Genomic DNA, 16,533 nt, shown 5'->3' with positions numbered 1-16,533 from the left:
CAAACTGGAAGGCAAGAGCTTTGGTGGCGGGCATGCGGTGACGCATAAACCGGCAGCAAGACCGTCCCCAGTGAAGATAGCCTCCAGTCAGCAAAGTGCACAAAGGAATAGCGGGTATACGGCTAAGTCTGAATCAGACGGTTCGTTTGGCAAGTCGGCCTCCGGAGGTGGCAGTAGTCCGCCACCGATAAAGTCTAGCGCTTCGAAACGGACAGGGACTGATGACAGTGACTGGGAAGAGTTTTAGCTGATTACTGACTGATCAAAAGCCGACTATAGCTAGTCGGCTTTTTGTTTGTAAAGGCTTGTCAAAGGGCGTATTCTTTTAGTAGATAATTTCGTTAACGCGATAACGGTCACGCACTCAATGCAAACCGCATTTCTGATTTCTTTAGGGTTGCAATTACCAAAATAGAATGGAGTTTCCCCTTTTTTAGCATCATTTAAATCTTAACGACATCCTTAATAATGACCACCATAAACCGATAAATAGTACAAACCATCCGTGTTAACAGGGATTTGGGAATCAAAATAAGGAGTGACAACATGTTGTCAGATAAACTGGGTGTATTAACAGGCAAGTTTGGTCAATTAAAGTTATCGTTTCAATTAGGCCTTTTACTATCAGTATTAGGTGCAGGCCTCGTAGCCGGTTTTATACATAATACTTTAGTAACAGGCTTGATCGTATGCGGCATGTTGATAGGCGCCTTGGTTGTGCTAGGCATTCGACACACCCTTGGTGGTGAAGCTTCTGAAGCCCTGGCGGTTGCCAAAAGCATCGCTGATGGCGATTTTGCCGATGATAGCGTCGATGTGATTGCCGATGATATCACTGTGCTGAATGCATTGAACCAGGCAAAACAGACATTAAATGGCTTTGGACAGCAGATAGCGAAGGTAGCCGCAGAACAAGCCAGCGGTAACCTCAGGGCCACGATTGATCTTGCACAATTTAATGGCGAGTATCGCAATATCGCACAAGCTGTTAACCAGATGCTGGCGCTTCCAGCTCAACTTCTGCAAAAAACCAGCCACTCTATGCTGGCGCTGAGCCAAGGCAATTTCGATACACAAATGGATAGCTTGCCTGGAGACCTCTCCGAACTGAATCATCACTTTGATGGTTTAAAAACCAATGTCAAAACCCTGATTACTGAAATGGAAAAGATGGCTAATGCGCATGCAGAAGGCGAATCTGATACATTCCTCGATGTTGCTAAGCTTGATGGCGATTTTAAAGTGGTTGCCCAGGGCATCAACAATATGGTGTCAGCGTATGTTGTTGAAACCGAGAAATTCATCGCCGTGATGGACAGCATTGGTCGCGGCGATCTAACCGCTCAGCTAGAACCATTACCAGGCAAGAAAGCTGCCATGAACAAGAGCGTTGACCGCATCCGTGGCAACCTGAAAGGCATTGTAGACTCCGTCAACTGGGTGAATACCGAGCATGAAAAAGGCAATATCGACATGACACTGCGTGCAGACATGTTTAAAGGCCAATTTTCAGTGCTGGCTGATTCCATCAATAAAATCGTGGCTGGCCATATCGAGTTGAACCAAAAAGCCATGGCCTGTGTGAAAGCCTTTGGCGACGGTAATTTCGATGCCCCTTTAGAACAATTCCCAGGCCAGAAAGCCGAAATCAATCAAATCATCGAGAAGGTGCGCAGCAACCTGAAAGCACTGAATCAGGATGCGCAAATGCTGGCTGAAGCAGCGAAAGAAGGACGCGTCACCGTACGTGCCGAGGCAGCGCGCCACCCAGGCGACTACCGCAAGATCGTTGAAGGGATGAACAATACGCTGGATATGATCGTGGAGCCTGTATTGACGGTAAAAGCAGCCGCTGAATCCATCAATATTGCAGCCAAGGAAATCGCCCAGGGTAACGCGGATTTGAGTCGTCGTACCGAAGACCAGGCAGCCAACCTTGAGAAAACAGCCTCCAGCATGGATGAATTGTCTTCCACCGTTAAACAGAATGCAGAAAACGCCAAGCAGGCTAACGAACTGGCTGCCCTTGCGTCGCAAGTGGCTGTTAAAGGTGGCAGTGCAGTGAATGCTGTGGTCAATACCATGAGTGACATTAACGAAAGTGCGCACAAGATCGAAGACATTATTTCTGTGATCGACAGCATTGCTTTCCAAACCAATATCCTGGCGCTGAATGCGGCTGTTGAAGCCGCACGTGCTGGCGAACAGGGGCGTGGGTTTGCAGTAGTGGCGGCAGAGGTGGGTAATCTTGCCCAGCGCTCTTCAGTCGCTGCACGCGAAATAAAAGAATTAATTAATAACTCTGTTAGCAAAACGGCAGAAGGTAGCCGCCAGGTTGAAGAAGCCGGCAAAACCATGCATGAAATTGTAGATTCTGTAAAACGTGTAAGCATCATCATTGGTGAGATCGCATCTGCCTCTAATGAGCAAAGCCAGGGGATTGCACTGGTGAATGATGCCGTGATCCGTATGGATGATGTGACACAACAAAATACCGCCTTGGTTGAAGAGGCTGCTGCTGCTGCCGAATCACTAATGGATCACGCCAATGAGCTGGCAACAGCGGTCAGCGTGTTCATTGTAGATGGCAGCGCGAAAAGTTCGCGTCATGAAAATGCAGGCTGGGCGGGAGATTTCCGCAAGGTCAGCAATGGATAGGGTAGATTTAAGCCCTTTATAAGTAGTACTTTTAATTAACAGGAGCATAAAAATGGCAGTGATTGATAGAGTATTAATTGGTGAAGGTTTGGTTATCGAGGACCGTCCTGAAGGTGGCCTGGATTTGAAAAATGTGGCTCACATTGACCTGATTTTGGGACCACGCGGTAGCGCTGCAGAAGACGCATTTTGTCGTACGCTCACCGATCAAAAACAAGGAGTAAACGGTTTATTGGCGATTGCAGCGCCAAACATGATGGTAAAACCAAACACTGTAATGTTTAACAAGGTCACCATCAAAGATGGTCGCCAGGCTACTCAGATGTTTGGCCCAGCACAACGTGGCGTGGCTATGGCTGTGATGGATTGTGTTGCTGATGGCACCATCCCATTGGAAGAGGCCGATGACGTATTTATTTGCGTAGGCGTATTTATCGATAGCAAAGCCGATATGGATGACCGTATCCAGGACTGGAACTACCGCGCAACAAAAATGGCATTGAAAGCCGCTATCAACCGCGAGCCTAAAGCGGCTGATGTAGTGAAACAATACAAAGAAGCTTTGCACCCGTTTGCAGCACAAACACCTGAAGCACAAAACCGCCGTGCGGATGACACCGCTGCTGCTTTGGCCATCACGCAAATGCAAGAACGTAGCAAATATGCACGTACCAGTGCTGAAGCTAAAGCGCGCGAAGAGAAACAGGTTGAATTGGCAATTGACCAGATGAAAGAACGTATCAATACAACAAAGGCTTAACTTAAGCCAATGGCAACCAACGGATTTGCATAGGATAACGAAGTGACTGCCTTAAAAAAACAAGAACAAGAAGATCGCGAGTTTTTGTTTACGCGCGATGATTTCGTCAGAATTAAAAGTCTGATCTATCGCCATGCAGGCATTTCATTGTCCGATGCAAAGACGGACATGGTGTACAGCCGAATAGGCAGGCGCTTACGCGCACTGGATATGCAAACCTTCAAGCTATATCTCGATAAGCTTGAACAGAACAACAGCTCAGATGAGTGGCAGGCATTTACGAATGCTTTGACCACCAACCTGACTTCTTTTTTCAGGGAAGAGCATCATTTTCCCATCCTGTCTGAACACTTAGTCAGGACTGCTGCACAAAAGCGCAAAACCATTCGTATCTGGTGTTCAGCAGCTTCCACTGGTGAAGAGCCTTATTCAATTGCCATCACAGCCTGTGAGGCTTTCAATACGCTCAAGCCCCCGGTAGAAATTATCGCGACTGATATCGATACCAATGTGCTAGCCACTGCGATGGCGGGTGTTTACCCGATTGATCGCATCAAGAAAATGGACGAATCCAGGGTACGCAAGTTCTTTGAAAAAGGGACTGGACAACAGGATGGATTGGTCAGAGTAAAAAAAGCGGTACGAGAGCTTATCAGTTTCAACCAGCTAAACCTGCTGGACCATCAATGGCCATTTAATGATGGTTTTGATGTGATTTTCTGCCGCAATGTGATGATTTATTTCGACAAGCCGACACAAGGCAAGATTATTGATAAATTTATCACCCTGATGGGTGAGGACAGCCTATTGCTGGCGGGGCATTCAGAGAACTTTCTCTATGTTTCGCAACAATTGCAATTGCTTGGTAAAACCGTTTACAAACTAAAAACTAATGGCGGGGCGCGTTCCAGCCTGTTAATGAATCGGAAATAGTCATGAGTGTTATACAAGAAGATATTGCAAACACCCTCTACTTTGACAGAACGTTTAACTGCGATGCAGCCAAAATCTCTCCCGGAGAGTATTACTACACCGATAAAGACATGCTGATTGTCACAGTGTTAGGTTCATGTGTGTCTGCATGTATCCGTGATACCAGGACCGGCATTGGGGGCATGAACCACTTTATGTTACCGGAAAGCGGCAGCGCTGATCGCGATAGCCCGGTGTCAGAATCTATGCGCTATGGCACCTATGCCATGGAAGTGCTGATTAACCAGTTGCTGAGAAATGGTGCCCGGCGCGAAAACCTGGAGGCCAAAATATTTGGCGGTGGCAATGTCCTGCGTAGTTTTACTACGAATAACGTCGGTGATCGCAACGCTGCTTTTGTCAAAAAATACCTCAAGGATGAAGGTATTAAAGTGACCGGTGAAGACCTGCTGGATATCTATCCACGCAAAGTTTACTACTTCCCCAAGACCGGCAAAGTGCTGGTAAAAAAACTGAAACAACTGAACAACTACACCTTGGTCAAGCGCGAGCAAGCTTACTCAAGCAAGCTGAAAACCAACGATGTGGGCGGCGATATCGATTTGTTTTGATAATAATAATTATAAAAAGGAAATCCCATGAAAACGAAAGTGTTAGTGATTGATGACTCTGCGCTGATACGCAGTTTGTTGACTGAGCTTATCAACGATACCAAGGACCTGGAAGTAGTCGGTGCTGCGCCTGATCCACTGGTTGCGCGTGAAATGATCAAGCAGTTGAATCCGGATGTGCTGACACTGGATGTGGAAATGCCCAGGATGGACGGGCTGGATTTCCTTGAAAAGCTGATGCGTCTGCGGCCCATGCCAGTAGTGATGGTATCAACCCTGACTGAGAAAGGCTCTGAAATCACATTGCGTGCATTAGAGCTAGGTGCCACAGACTTTGTCACCAAACCTAAAATGGGCATCTCCCAGGGTATGCAACAATATGCAGATGAAATCACGGATAAGATACGGACTGCGTCGAAAGCTAAAGTCAGCACCTTGCAAAGTATTGCCAAAGCATCAGTCGCAGGTGGCCAGCAACAAAATGCTATCCGTAACCCCTTGATCAGTAGTGAAAAATTATTGATTATTGGCGCCTCCACTGGCGGTACTGAAGCCATTAAAGCATTTCTGATGCAAATGCCTTCTGACTGCCCGGGTGTGTTGATTACACAACATATGCCAGCAGGATTCACGAAGTCTTTCGCTGGCCGCCTCGACAGTCTCTGTAAAATCTCAGTCAAGGAGGCGGTGGATGGCGAGCGTATATTACCGGGCCATGCCTATATTGCGCCAGGTGACAAGCACTTGCTGCTGGGCAGAAGTGGTGCAAACTATGTCACCAAGCTTTCTGACAGTGAGCCAGTGAATAGACATAAGCCATCGGTAGATGTATTGTTTGATTCTGCAGCGGTGAGTGCCGGTAAAAATGCCATTGGCATTATTATGACCGGTATGGGCAAAGACGGTGCGGTCGGCATGTTGAGCATGAAAGAGGCGGGGGCTCATAACTTTGCGCAAAATGAAGAAAGCTGCGTCGTCTATGGCATGCCGCGCGAAGCGGTTGCACATGGTGGCGTGCATGAAGTTGCGCATTTGAAAGATCTGCCAAGATTGGTATTGCATTATCTGGCAACAAATAGTGAACGCGCCTTGCGTGTATAAAGGCTTCTAAGAATAAACAGGCAAATCAGGGCTTTATTGCCGCTAGCATTTGAACGATATGGAGCGATAATGCTAGATATAAATATGTCACTAAAGATAGCGGAGTAATAAATGGGCAATCCGAATACTAAATTTCTGGTGGTTGATGATTTTTCCACCATGCGCAGAATTGTACGTAACCTGCTCAAAGAGCTGGGTTACAACAATGTTGAAGAGGCCGAAGATGGCGCTGATGCATTAAGCAAGCTGCGTAGCGGTGATTTCGAATTTGTCGTATCTGACTGGAATATGCCAAATATGGATGGGCTGACCATGCTGCAGAATATTCGTGCAGATGCCAAGTTATCCAAATTGCCTGTATTGATGGTGACTGCAGAAGCTAAAAAAGAAAACATCATCGCCGCTGCACAGGCAAAAGCCAACGGATATGTGGTCAAGCCGTTTACGGCCGCTACGCTGGAAGAAAAATTATCGAAGATTTTTGAGAAACTGGAAAAAGGCGAGGCTTAACCATGACCGAAGCTGTCAATCCGCAACAAGATAACATCATGGTGGAAATGGCTTCTGCCATGATGCAGAACCTGAACGGTAATCAACAAGAAGAAATGATCAGCCGGATTGGCCATATGACGCGCACGCTGCATGACAGCTTGAGTGCATTAGGTTACGACAAGGTATTAGAGCAAGTGGCACAGGAAATCCCGGATGCACGCGACCGGTTGAACTATGTGGCTAAAATGACTGAACAGGCCGCTGAACGTGTGCTGAATGCCACCGACCAAGCGACGCCCTTGCAATCTGAAATGGCTGATCGTGCGCTTGCATTAAAAGCACGCTGGCAGGAGGTCATGGCTAAGTCGGCACTTAAGTCAGAATACGATACTGTGGTGCATGAAACACTCGAATACCTGTCTCTTGCAGATAAAAACACGGCAGCGACCAAGTCGTTGCTGATGGATATCATGATGGCACAGGATTTTCAGGATTTGACTGGGCAAGTGATTAAAAAAATCACTACCCTGGTACAAGAACTTGAAAAACAACTGGTACAAGTACTGGTCGACTTTTCACCCGGTGCCAAAAAAGAAGAGCCTTCAAACTCATTGCTCAATGGTCCGCAAATTGACCCACACAACACGGTGGATGTGGTCTCGAACCAGGAACAGGTCGATGATTTGCTGGATAGCCTGGGATTTTAAAACAGGGCTTTTAAAGCAAGCATTCAATCATTTTGTTAGGTTTCAATATTAAAAAAGGGCTGATCAGCCCTTTTTACTTATACATAACCAACACGCTCTTCCGCAGGAAGTGTCGCTAATTCTTCATCGGTATACACCCTTCCGCGGGTGATAAACGCAAAGCCACTACCACCATCCAGTGAAAACGAACCGCTTGAGCCGGGTACTGCATCCAGAATAGTATGCGTATTCGCCATAAAGCTGAAATGGCTATCGCCCATGTAAAAGATAGCGCCTGCCAGCACGCCAAGTTTTACATCAGAAGGGCTGGGCCTGAATTCGTCAGCTGGCATACACATCGGGCCGCTGCCTTCGCAACAACCGCCTGATTGCAAAAACACTATCGGTCCATGCTGTTCGGTGAGCTTTTCTATTAAACTGATTGCTGAGGGAGTCGCAGAAAGTCGTTCAGCCATTATTTTTCCCTTAATTGAGTCGCTCTGAAAGTATAGACAATAAAGGGGCGAAAAATTCGCCCCTTTATTGTTACTGCTGGTCCATAAGCCTGAACAATCAGGTTAGAAGAAACCCAGTTTTTTAGGACTATAGCTCACCAACAGGTTTTTAGTTTGCTGGTAATGATCAAGCATCATTTTGTGTGTTTCACGACCGATACCCGACTCTTTATAACCACCAAAAGCGGCATGCGCAGGGTAGGCATGATAACAGTTAGTCCACACACGGCCAGCTTTAATACCACGACCCATACGGTAAGCACGGCTGCCATCGCGTGACCAGACGCCTGAACCAAGGCCAAAAATTGTGTCATTGGCTATGCTCAAGGCTTCTGCTTCATCTTTAAACGTAGTTACAGCCAATACCGGTCCAAAAATTTCTTCCTGGAAAATACGCATTTTGTTGTGGCCTTTGAACAAGGTTGGTTTGACATAATAACCTTCTGCCAGATCGCCACCCAGAATATTACGTTCACCTCCGCACAACAGTTGCGCACCTTCCTGGTTACCGATATCCATATAAGACAGAATCTTGTTGATCTGGTCTTGTGACGCTTGCGCACCGATCATGGTGTTTGGATCTAGCGGGTTACCTTGTTTAATCGCTGCAACACGCGGCAATACACGCTCCATGAATTTGTCGTAAATGGATTCCTGTATCAAGGCACGTGATGGGCAGGTACATACTTCGCCCTGGTTGAATGCAAACAGCACCAGACCTTCGACGGCTTTATCCAGGAAGTCATCATCGGCAGACATAATGTCTTCAAAAAATATGTTAGGCGATTTCCCGCCTAATTCCAAGGTTGCCGGAATCAGGTTATTGGCTGCAGCCTGTGCAATAAAGCGGCCGGTTGCGGTAGAGCCGGTAAAAGCAATTTTATTGATACGTTTGCTGTTTGAAAGCGGCGCGCCTACTTCCCGGCCATAACCGTTCACAATGTTCATCACGCCTGGCGGGATCAAATCTCCAATGATTTCCATCAATATCAGGATGCTGATAGGGGTGAACTCTGCCGGCTTCATGACCACACAGTTACCGGCTGCGACTGCTGGCGCCAGCTTCCAGGCTGCCATTAAAATCGGGAAGTTCCATGGGATGATCTGACCCACCACGCCTAAAGGTTCGTGAAAGTGATAAGCCACTGTGTTTTCGTCCAACTCACTCAGGCTACCTTCCTGTGCACGCAGTGCCCCGGCAAAATACCTGAAATGATCTGCAGCCAATGGAATATCTGCATTCAAAGTCTCACGGATCGGTTTACCGTTATCGACTGTTTCAGCGGTAGCAATTAATTCCAGGTTTTGTTCGATACGGTCTGCAATTTTCAGGAGCAGGTTAGAGCGTTCTGCAGCGGGTGTTTTTGCCCATTTATCCGAAGCTGCATGTGCGGCATCCAACGCCAACTCAACATCTTCAGCACTGGAGCGGGCAGCTTGCGTGTAAGGTTTACCAGTAATAGGGGAAATTACGTCAAAATACTCACCTTTGACCGGGGCAACCCATTTCCCACCGATAAAGTTGTCGTATTTTGCTTTGTAAGGGACTTTTACCCCCATGGCTTTCAATAGATCCAAACTCATATTCACTCCTGTACTTTTTATATAGATGTTATAGCAGAACTGCTCTCCAAACCGCCATATTGAACATTAGCTCAATAACCTGATCAATCATCGTCCAAGCCGCTTAAAACAAGGATTTTTAGATGATTAACGGGATAAACATTAAACCTTAAAAACCACAAAATCAAGCATTATTGCTGTGTTTTAAATGATTTATAAGATAACTGAGTTAGGCCGTTTAATCGTCAAAAGTTCAATCTCTTAAACGTTTGATATTGGCTTTTAAGACTGCTTTTTTTCAAAGCCGTTTATGACGGTATAAATAATTTGGCGCGATATAGGGAATGGGCTATAATCGCGCCTTCTTTCGGAGAGATGGATGAGCGGTTTAAGTCACCACCCTGGAAAGGTGGCATAGGGGCAACTCTATCGAGGGTTCGAATCCCTCTCTCTCCGCCAATAAAAAAACACCCCATCGGGTGTTTTTGTTTTTTGTATTCTTCTTGATGCCCCTGCTTAGGATGAATGCAGGGGCATGTTCATGACAGAAAAATCAATCCAGGTTTAAGGTTTCTTTTTCTCTGTTGATTTATCGCCTTTTAAGGGTTCGGCAGAGGCGGCTTTTTTACCACTCACGCTAATATCTTTTTTAAGCCCAGCGAATGTTGCCTGCCCAATACCGGGAACTTGATCCAGCTCTTCAATCGTCTTGAATCCGCCGTTCTTTTTACGATATTCAATGATCGCTTGTGCTTTTGCTGGGCCTATCCCATTCAGGCTTTCCAGCTCAGCCTGACTAGCTGTATTGATATCCACGGCTGCATAACCCAAAGGGGATAACAATAACGACATTAAACAAACTAAAAACATGTATCTCATATATTCTCCTGATTGATAAAATGAAAAGCAGGCTAAAGAATTAACCTGCTTTGATTCTAGCTTCAGGATGCTTATCGAGAGAATCAGGGGCTTTAAATTAATTAATAAATGTTAAATATTTTTAATAATTGTGTTTAATGCAACAATCGGGTCTGCAGCCTGTGTGATGGGGCGTCCAATCACAAGGTAGTGTGATCCCAAAGAAATCGCTTCTTTAGGGGTGACAATCCTGGTTTGATCATCCTGGCTGGCATCAGCGGGTCGTATACCCGGAGTCACCAGGCAGAAGGCACTGCCCAAGGCTTGTTTAAGCATGGCAGCCTCTTGTGCCGAGCAGACTACACCTTGTAATCCAGCCTGCTGGGTTAGCTTTGCCAGCGCTAACACATGGTCGCTTAAAGAACGCTGAACACCCAGGGTATGCAAAGTTGATTCATCCATACTGGTCAGCACCGTGACGGCAATCAGCAACGGCGCTTTAGCGCCATATCTTTTATCCAAACCTTCACGTGCGGCTTGCATCATGGGCAGGCCACCGCTTGCATGTACGTTTACCATCCATACCCCAAGATTTGCTGCCGCCTGGCAAGCTTTGGCAACTGTATTGGGAATATCGTGAAATTTCAAATCAAGAAAAACATCATAGTCTTGTTTAACTAAGGATTCGACAAACGCAGGCCCGGAGGCGGTAAACAGTTCTTTGCCGACTTTTAGTTTACACAGGGCAGGGTCTAGGCGGGTGACCAACGCTTGCGCAGAGTGCGCATCGGCATAGTCAAGGGCAACAATAATTTTGCTATCAGTCATGTATCGGTAAGTAATAAGTGTTGCAGTCAGGTCTATTTACGCTTAAGCAGTTTGATATCCCGGATAGTCGCTTCAGTCGGTTCTGATGGCAGGGACTCCCAAGCATTACAAGCTGGGCATTGCCAATGATATTGTTTGGCACGGAAACCGCATTGGTCACAGTAGTAGGCGGCACGATCGCCAATTGCGTTGCGTACTGTCTGTTGCATTAACTGCAAGTCATGTTGCTCGTCATCGAGAATGGCGCGTGCTTGTAATAACTGGTCAAGTGACTTCAGGCTAGGCTTGCGGATCAGTTCTTTACGAGCCAGCTTGGCGGCCGTTTCAGCACCCTCTGCCTGCAAGGTGGCTTCATATAATACCGACATGATGCTGCTTAGCTGATAGGTTTCCAGGTATTGGTTTAACTGGGTTAAACCTTCCTTTAATCCTTTGACCCCATGATTGTCGGTGGCTGTTTGGTTGTCTGCCAATGCGGCATAGCTTTTTAACATTTTCTGAGCGACGAGTCCCAAATATTCAGGTTCCTGCATTTCGATCCTTTTCCAGAAGGAAATCGCAGCAGCATGATCCTGTTGTTGAGCTGCCATATCGCCTAGCAGCACATTTGCCCGTACACAGTTTTTATTCGCATCCAGAGCCTGGACAAGATGGCCTTTGGCATTCTGCCAGTCCTGCTGAATAATGGCGTTAACCGCCAATTCACAGTAATACTGAGCCACTTCTTTACGGTAGGAAATACCGGAAGAGCCTTCTAATTCAATCGCAATGGCGATAGCTTGTGACCATTCTCGCTCCTTGACATAGATTTCAAGCAAATGGCGAAGAGCAGCCTGCTCATAACGTGTATGGCGCAAAGTCAGGAACAACTCTTCAGCACGGTCATACAATCCAGCTTTAAAATAATCCTGTGCCAACTCTACTTTGATCGAAGTAGATTGCTGATCAGTGAGCTCGTAATTTTCGAGCAGATTCATGTGCAAGTGGATGGCGCGGTCGGTTTCTCCGGTACGCCGGAACAAGCTACCCAATACAAAGTGTAATTCGAGTGAGTCTTTATTGAGGTAAAGCGCCTCACTGAAGGCATCAACCGCTTTATGATACTGGTCTGCAATAAGCAGATTCAATCCTTTGAAATAAGTGGCGGGGAGGGATGTTGATTCTGCAATCAACTGTTTGATGTCCACGCGCGCGGCAATCCATCCCAGCGTGAAAAACAGTGGCAGGATGAGCAGCCACCAATATTCAAATTCAACCAGCATACAAGGTCTCTTTTTTAGATAGCGTCTATTTTACCTTAAGCGCCTAGGGTGGTGCGATGAATATACTACTGGCATGAATGTAGTGAGCCATGTCTAAAATGAAGGCCAAAAAAAACGGCACCTCAAAGAGATGCCGTTTTATCACTAAAGGCTGATTTACTCCATTGCGTCTACACGATCACGCAGTTCTTTACCCGCTTTGAAATGAGGCACATATTTGGCCGGCACCTGAACTTTGGTACCGGTTTTAGGATTGCGTCCCAACCTCGGCGGGCGATAGTTCAAACTGAAACTGCCAAAACCGCGGATTTCAATACGCTCGCCAGTGGAGAGGTTCTCTGTCATCGCATCGAGGATGGTTTTGACAGAAAGCTCTGCATCTTTCAGCACTAATTGCGGAAAGCGCTGGGCGAGTAAATCGATAAGTTCAGATCTAGTCATGACCTAAAAGCCTTTATTATTTTTTGCTGTCCAATTTCGCTTTCAACAAAGCACCCAGGTTAGTGGTGCCTGCTGAAGCTTCATCGATCATTACATCATCAGCTTTTGCTTTTTTGGCTTTTGGCTTGCCACCTTTGTCATCACCCACTGGTGCACTGTTGCCGCTTGGATCTTCAGTCAGCTGTTTCACGCCCAGAGAAATACGCTCTTTCTCAACGTCAATTGCCAGGATAACAGCTTGCAGCTCGTCACCCTTCTTGAAGTTGCGGATCGCTTCTTCACCGGATTGAGTCCATGACAGGTCGGACAAGTGAACCAGACCATCGATGCCGCCTGGCAGGCCAATGAATACGCCAAAGTCAGTGATAGATTTAATCTGGCCAGAAACTTTGTCACCTTTAGCATGGGTTGCAGCAAAATCATCCCATGGGTTTGGTTTACACTGTTTCATGCCCAGGGACAGACGACGACGGTCTTCGTCGATTTCCAAGATCATGACTTCAACTTCGTCGCCCAATTGAGCGATTTTGCCCGGATGGATGTTCTTGTTAGTCCAGTCCATTTCTGAAACGTGTACCAAACCTTCAATGCCAGGCTCTACTTCAACGAACGCGCCGTAGTCTGTCAGGTTAGACACTTTACCGAACAGGCGTGTGCCTACTGGATAACGACGGCTCAATGCCACCCATGGGTCATCGCCCAATTGTTTGATGCCCAGAGAAACACGGTTTTTCTCTTGGTCGAATTTCAGGATCTTAGCTTCAACTTCCTCACCAACAGTCAGCACTTCGGATGGGTGTTTCACACGGCGCCATGCCAGGTCAGTGATGTGCAACAGGCCATCGATACCACCCAGATCCACGAAAGCGCCGTAGTCAGTGATGTTTTTAACGATACCTTTGATCACAGCACCTTCAGTCAGGCTGCCCAGCAATGCTTCACGGTCAGCACCCAAGGTGTCTTCCATGACTGCGCGGCGGGAAACCACGATGTTGTTACGCTTGCGGTCCAGTTTGATGACTTTGAAATCCCACTCTTTATTCTCGTAAGGAGTAGTGTCTTTTACCGGGCGGATGTCTACCAGTGAGCCAGGCAGGAATGCCATGATGCCGCTGACAGAAACGCGCAAACCACCTTTAACACGGCTGCTAACAAAGCCTTTAACGACACGGCCTTCGTTCATGGCTTCTTCCAGATCCAGCCATGCTTGCATTTTCTTCGCTTTTTCGCGAGACAGTTGTGTAGAACCAAAACCGTCTTCCAGCTTTTCGATTGCCACTTTAACGAAGTCGCCTACGGCAACTTCCAGTTCGCCTTGGGCGTTTTTGAACTCACTGGCATTAATCACGCTCTCGGATTTAAGGCCAGCGTTAACGATCACGAAATCATTGTCTACAGAGACTACTTCGGCGGTGATCACTTCACCTGCGCGCATTTCCTGGCGGGCCAGGCTTTCTTCGAAGAGGGCTGCAAAAGATTCGTTAGAAGAGGTTGAATTAGAAATAGAAGCCATTAAAAAATTTGTCCAAATTTATTCGTAAAACAGCAATGCTGCCATACGAGCCATCGCTACTTAAAAAAGCAGCTAACGGGTAAAGTTAAAATTTGCTACATCCAGCGGGCGCCAAATGTAACGCGAATCTGGAACTATACACAAAAAAATTATTGGCTTCAATGACTTAAAGCTTTTTTTACGTGTTTTTGGCGGTCTTTTTAAAGGCTTCTACAATCATATCAACGGCTTGGGCGATATTCATTTTCGTGGTATCGACCAGCATCGCATCCGGCAATTGTTTTAAAGGTGCAGAAGATCGCTGTGTGTCGCGCAGGTCACGCTGGCGCAAATCTTCCAGTATCGTATCGTAGTTGGCAGTTTCACCGCGGTTTACCAACTGGTCGTAACGTCGTTGCGCGCGTGTTTCCACTCCTGCAGTCAGGAACACTTTTAAGACTGCATCCGGGAAAATAACCGAGCCGATATCGCGCCCATCGCCCACCAGCCCTGGGGATTCCCTGAAGTTTCTTTGAGTCTCTAGTAAAGCAGCGCGCACTTCGGGGTGAACCGCGACTTCAGATGCGCCTTTGCCCATCTGTTCAGTCCGTATATAGGGACTGACATGCTCACCGTTTAAATAAATTTCGCCACCATCGAATCTGATAGCCATAGCAGAGACTATGGCTGCAAGTTTCCCGGCATCTGACCACGCTACTGATTGCGTATGCGCCGCATATGCAAGTAAACGATAAAGGGCTCCGGAATCCAGGTAATGAAAACCAAATTTTTTGGCGACAAGTTCTGCCACGCTGCCTTTGCCGGAAGCGGATGGGCCATCAATGGCAATCACTGGCCATAAGGTTTGTTCACTCATAAATTTTGCTTATCAAGTACTTAAAAACAATGAATTGGATTAAATCATTAGGTGTTTATATGATGTGCCTAACGATTAAGGAGCACAGCATGATCAAAACATTTTCTTTCGCAATACTGCATTTTAGCGTGGCATTCAGCATTGCTTATCTGCTCACTGGTAGCATCCTGATTGGTGGCCTGATGGCGCTCATTGAACCAGCGATTAATACAGTGGTGTTTTATTTTCATGAGCGGGCATGGAACCATCATCAGCATGCTCATGCAGCCATCAAAGAGGCTGATGAACATGAATGGGCTTACGCTGCCTGATTAGCGCGCAATACTGGCAAACACCTTAAAGTATTCAGGAAAGGTTTTAGCGACGCAATTTGGATCATTGATGGTAATGGGTACGCCACCTAGGCTCACTAATGAAAAACACATCGCCATGCGATGATCGTCATATGTATCAATTGTCGCATTAGGCGTTAGCTGAAGGGGCGGGGTGATTTTTATATAGTCTGCACCTTCTTCTACGAGAGCGCCTACTTTGCGTAATTCAGTCGCCATGGCGTAGATGCGGTCAGTTTCTTTAACCCGCCAGCTTGCAATATTTCTGAGCGTGGTGGTGCCTTCAGCAAATAGCGCCAAAATAGCCAAAGTCATAGCAGCATCTGGAATATGATTACAATCTAAATCAATAGCCTGTAGCTTGCCTGTTGCTGGTGATCTGGATTGCATAGAGTTATCAGACCAGCTGATTTGTGCACCCATATGCGTTAAAGAGCGAGTGGTGTATATAGGCTCAGTTTTGCCAGGGTCTAATACATAAGCAAATTTTACATCGCCTTGAATACTATCTTTACTTATACCCTTAACGGTAACAGGTCCTCCCCCTATAGCTCCAGCTGCAAGAAAATATGAAGCCGATGAAGCATCGCCTTCGACATAATATTGCCCAGGGCTTTGATATCTACTGTTTGCGAGGATTGTAAATCGTTTCCAGCCATCCCTTTCCACGTGCACACCAAATTTAGCCATGAGGTTAAGCGTGATTTCAATATAAGGTTTTGAAATCAACTCACCGATCACTTCAATCGTGGCCGCCAGGCCTGTAAGCGGCAATGCCATCAACAAAGCTGTTAGAAACTGGCTAGAGACATCACCGCGGATCTGAATCGGTTGGCTGACATCAAGGGTTGCAGACGAAATTTGCAGGGGAGGGTAGCCATCATTCTCCAAATAACGTATTTCAGCGCCTGCTTGCCGTAATGCGGTGACCAGATCACCAATCGGGCGTTCATGCATGCGCGGAACACCATGTAGATGAAAGTTGCCCTCCGAAAAAGCCAACGCCGCTGTCAGCGGGCGAAAGGCGGTACCAGCATTACCTAAAAACAAGTCAGCCTCTTTATTGGGGAATTTCCCCGCGCAGCCAGTCACTCTCCAGGCATTTTCAGCAATGTTTTCCAGCT

Annotated in this window: 18 protein-coding genes and 1 tRNA gene; 10 read left to right on the top strand and 9 right to left on the bottom strand. The window is 46.7% G+C overall.

Annotated elements, in window-relative coordinates:
* From VK958_RS10845 to cheZ, 8 genes are all read left to right on the top strand, one after another.
* The coding region (locus VK958_RS10845; protein WP_325240584.1) for a hypothetical protein at positions 1 to 247 on the top strand (247 nt) is incomplete at its 5' end.
* Between the two features lie 299 nt (positions 248 to 546).
* A complete protein-coding gene (locus VK958_RS10840; protein WP_325241198.1) occupies positions 547 to 2,658 on the top strand; it encodes a methyl-accepting chemotaxis protein in 2,112 nt (703 codons plus the stop codon).
* A 52-nt stretch (positions 2,659 to 2,710) separates the two neighbouring features.
* Complete coding sequence (fae, locus tag VK958_RS10835; RefSeq protein WP_325241197.1) at positions 2,711 to 3,418, top strand: formaldehyde-activating enzyme; 708 nt, start codon at positions 2,711 to 2,713, stop codon at positions 3,416 to 3,418.
* A 42-nt stretch (positions 3,419 to 3,460) separates the two neighbouring features.
* Positions 3,461 to 4,351, top strand: coding sequence for a CheR family methyltransferase (locus VK958_RS10830; protein ID WP_325241196.1), 891 nt, complete (start codon positions 3,461 to 3,463; stop codon positions 4,349 to 4,351).
* A 2-nt stretch (positions 4,352 to 4,353) separates the two neighbouring features.
* Positions 4,354 to 4,962 carry a chemoreceptor glutamine deamidase CheD gene (cheD, locus tag VK958_RS10825; RefSeq protein WP_325241195.1) on the top strand — a complete coding sequence of 203 codons (609 nt, stop codon included), beginning with the start codon at positions 4,354 to 4,356 and terminating at the stop codon, positions 4,960 to 4,962.
* A gap of 27 nt (positions 4,963 to 4,989) precedes the next feature.
* Positions 4,990 to 6,063 (top strand): protein-glutamate methylesterase/protein-glutamine glutaminase, encoded by a 1,074-nt coding sequence (locus VK958_RS10820; RefSeq protein WP_325241194.1) that lies wholly within the window; start codon positions 4,990 to 4,992, stop codon positions 6,061 to 6,063.
* 111 nt (positions 6,064 to 6,174) lie between these two features.
* A complete protein-coding gene (cheY, locus tag VK958_RS10815; RefSeq protein ID WP_055831421.1) occupies positions 6,175 to 6,573 on the top strand; it encodes a chemotaxis response regulator CheY in 399 nt (132 codons plus the stop codon).
* A 2-nt stretch (positions 6,574 to 6,575) separates the two neighbouring features.
* On the top strand, positions 6,576 to 7,262 hold the full coding sequence (gene cheZ / locus VK958_RS10810; RefSeq protein ID WP_325241193.1) for a protein phosphatase CheZ: 687 nt from the start codon (positions 6,576 to 6,578) through the stop codon (positions 7,260 to 7,262).
* 77 nt (positions 7,263 to 7,339) lie between these two features.
* Here the strand turns inward: cheZ and VK958_RS10805 are convergent, their stop codons facing one another.
* Positions 7,340 to 7,717, bottom strand: a complete 378-nt coding sequence (locus VK958_RS10805) for a DUF779 domain-containing protein (RefSeq protein WP_325241192.1) — start codon at positions 7,715 to 7,717, stop codon at positions 7,340 to 7,342.
* Between the two features lie 102 nt (positions 7,718 to 7,819).
* On the bottom strand, positions 7,820 to 9,340 hold the full coding sequence (gene exaC, locus VK958_RS10800) for an acetaldehyde dehydrogenase ExaC (protein ID WP_325241191.1): 1,521 nt from the start codon (positions 9,338 to 9,340) through the stop codon (positions 7,820 to 7,822).
* Positions 9,341 to 9,688: 348 nt separating this feature from the next.
* Here exaC and VK958_RS10795 point away from each other — a divergent pair.
* Positions 9,689 to 9,778, top strand: a tRNA-Ser gene (locus tag VK958_RS10795).
* A gap of 105 nt (positions 9,779 to 9,883) precedes the next feature.
* On the opposite strand, the gene VK958_RS10790 is transcribed toward VK958_RS10795, so the two are convergent.
* From VK958_RS10790 to cmk, 6 genes are all read right to left on the bottom strand, one after another.
* On the bottom strand, positions 9,884 to 10,198 hold the full coding sequence (locus VK958_RS10790; protein ID WP_325241190.1) for a ComEA family DNA-binding protein: 315 nt from the start codon (positions 10,196 to 10,198) through the stop codon (positions 9,884 to 9,886).
* A gap of 111 nt (positions 10,199 to 10,309) precedes the next feature.
* Positions 10,310 to 11,005, bottom strand: a complete 696-nt coding sequence (gene pyrF, locus VK958_RS10785; RefSeq protein ID WP_325241189.1) for an orotidine-5'-phosphate decarboxylase — start codon at positions 11,003 to 11,005, stop codon at positions 10,310 to 10,312.
* 32 nt (positions 11,006 to 11,037) lie between these two features.
* Complete coding sequence (lapB, locus tag VK958_RS10780; RefSeq protein ID WP_325241188.1) at positions 11,038 to 12,267, bottom strand: lipopolysaccharide assembly protein LapB; 1,230 nt, start codon at positions 12,265 to 12,267, stop codon at positions 11,038 to 11,040.
* Positions 12,268 to 12,423: 156 nt separating this feature from the next.
* Entirely contained in the window at positions 12,424 to 12,708 is a 285-nt protein-coding gene (locus VK958_RS10775; protein ID WP_325241187.1) for an integration host factor subunit beta, read from the bottom strand.
* A 16-nt stretch (positions 12,709 to 12,724) separates the two neighbouring features.
* Positions 12,725 to 14,221, bottom strand: coding sequence for a 30S ribosomal protein S1 (gene rpsA, locus VK958_RS10770; protein WP_325241186.1), 1,497 nt, complete (start codon positions 14,219 to 14,221; stop codon positions 12,725 to 12,727).
* A 178-nt stretch (positions 14,222 to 14,399) separates the two neighbouring features.
* The gene (gene cmk / locus VK958_RS10765; protein ID WP_325241185.1) at positions 14,400 to 15,077 is read right to left on the bottom strand and encodes a (d)CMP kinase; all 678 of its coding nucleotides are present in this window, start codon (positions 15,075 to 15,077) and stop codon (positions 14,400 to 14,402) included.
* An 89-nt stretch (positions 15,078 to 15,166) separates the two neighbouring features.
* Between cmk and VK958_RS10760 the strand changes: the two genes are divergently transcribed.
* Complete coding sequence (locus VK958_RS10760) at positions 15,167 to 15,388, top strand: DUF2061 domain-containing protein (protein ID WP_325241184.1); 222 nt, start codon at positions 15,167 to 15,169, stop codon at positions 15,386 to 15,388.
* Here the strand turns inward: VK958_RS10760 and aroA are convergent.
* Positions 15,389 to 16,533 (bottom strand): 3-phosphoshikimate 1-carboxyvinyltransferase (gene aroA, locus VK958_RS10755; protein WP_325241183.1); only part of this gene is annotated, 1,145 nt, incomplete at its 5' end. It lies immediately after the preceding gene.

This window comes from Methylophilus sp. (genome assembly GCF_035460085.1).
GTDB lineage: Bacteria > Pseudomonadota > Gammaproteobacteria > Burkholderiales > Methylophilaceae > Methylophilus.
This window is presented reverse-complemented; position numbering and strand designations above follow the sequence as displayed.

What these genes read in the sequence shown, in the direction of transcription:
- VK958_RS10840 (WP_325241198.1), top strand. Translation starts at nt 547, where the DNA reads ATGTTGTCAGATAAACTGGGTGTATTAACAGGCAAGTTTGGTCAATTA.
- fae (WP_325241197.1), top strand. Translation starts at nt 2,711, where the DNA reads ATGGCAGTGATTGATAGAGTATTAATTGGTGAAGGTTTGGTTATCGAG.
- cheD (WP_325241195.1), top strand. Translation starts at nt 4,354, where the DNA reads ATGAGTGTTATACAAGAAGATATTGCAAACACCCTCTACTTTGACAGA.
- VK958_RS10820 (WP_325241194.1), top strand. Translation starts at nt 4,990, where the DNA reads ATGAAAACGAAAGTGTTAGTGATTGATGACTCTGCGCTGATACGCAGT.
- cheY (WP_055831421.1), top strand. Translation starts at nt 6,175, where the DNA reads ATGGGCAATCCGAATACTAAATTTCTGGTGGTTGATGATTTTTCCACC.
- cheZ (WP_325241193.1), top strand. Translation starts at nt 6,576, where the DNA reads ATGACCGAAGCTGTCAATCCGCAACAAGATAACATCATGGTGGAAATG.
- VK958_RS10805 (WP_325241192.1), bottom strand. Translation starts at nt 7,717, where the DNA reads ATGGCTGAACGACTTTCTGCGACTCCCTCAGCAATCAGTTTAATAGAA.
- exaC (WP_325241191.1), bottom strand. Translation starts at nt 9,340, where the DNA reads ATGAGTTTGGATCTATTGAAAGCCATGGGGGTAAAAGTCCCTTACAAA.
- VK958_RS10790 (WP_325241190.1), bottom strand. Translation starts at nt 10,198, where the DNA reads ATGAGATACATGTTTTTAGTTTGTTTAATGTCGTTATTGTTATCCCCT.
- pyrF (WP_325241189.1), bottom strand. Translation starts at nt 11,005, where the DNA reads ATGACTGATAGCAAAATTATTGTTGCCCTTGACTATGCCGATGCGCAC.
- lapB (WP_325241188.1), bottom strand. Translation starts at nt 12,267, where the DNA reads ATGCTGGTTGAATTTGAATATTGGTGGCTGCTCATCCTGCCACTGTTT.
- VK958_RS10775 (WP_325241187.1), bottom strand. Translation starts at nt 12,708, where the DNA reads ATGACTAGATCTGAACTTATCGATTTACTCGCCCAGCGCTTTCCGCAA.
- rpsA (WP_325241186.1), bottom strand. Translation starts at nt 14,221, where the DNA reads ATGGCTTCTATTTCTAATTCAACCTCTTCTAACGAATCTTTTGCAGCC.
- cmk (WP_325241185.1), bottom strand. Translation starts at nt 15,077, where the DNA reads ATGAGTGAACAAACCTTATGGCCAGTGATTGCCATTGATGGCCCATCC.
- VK958_RS10760 (WP_325241184.1), top strand. Translation starts at nt 15,167, where the DNA reads ATGATCAAAACATTTTCTTTCGCAATACTGCATTTTAGCGTGGCATTC.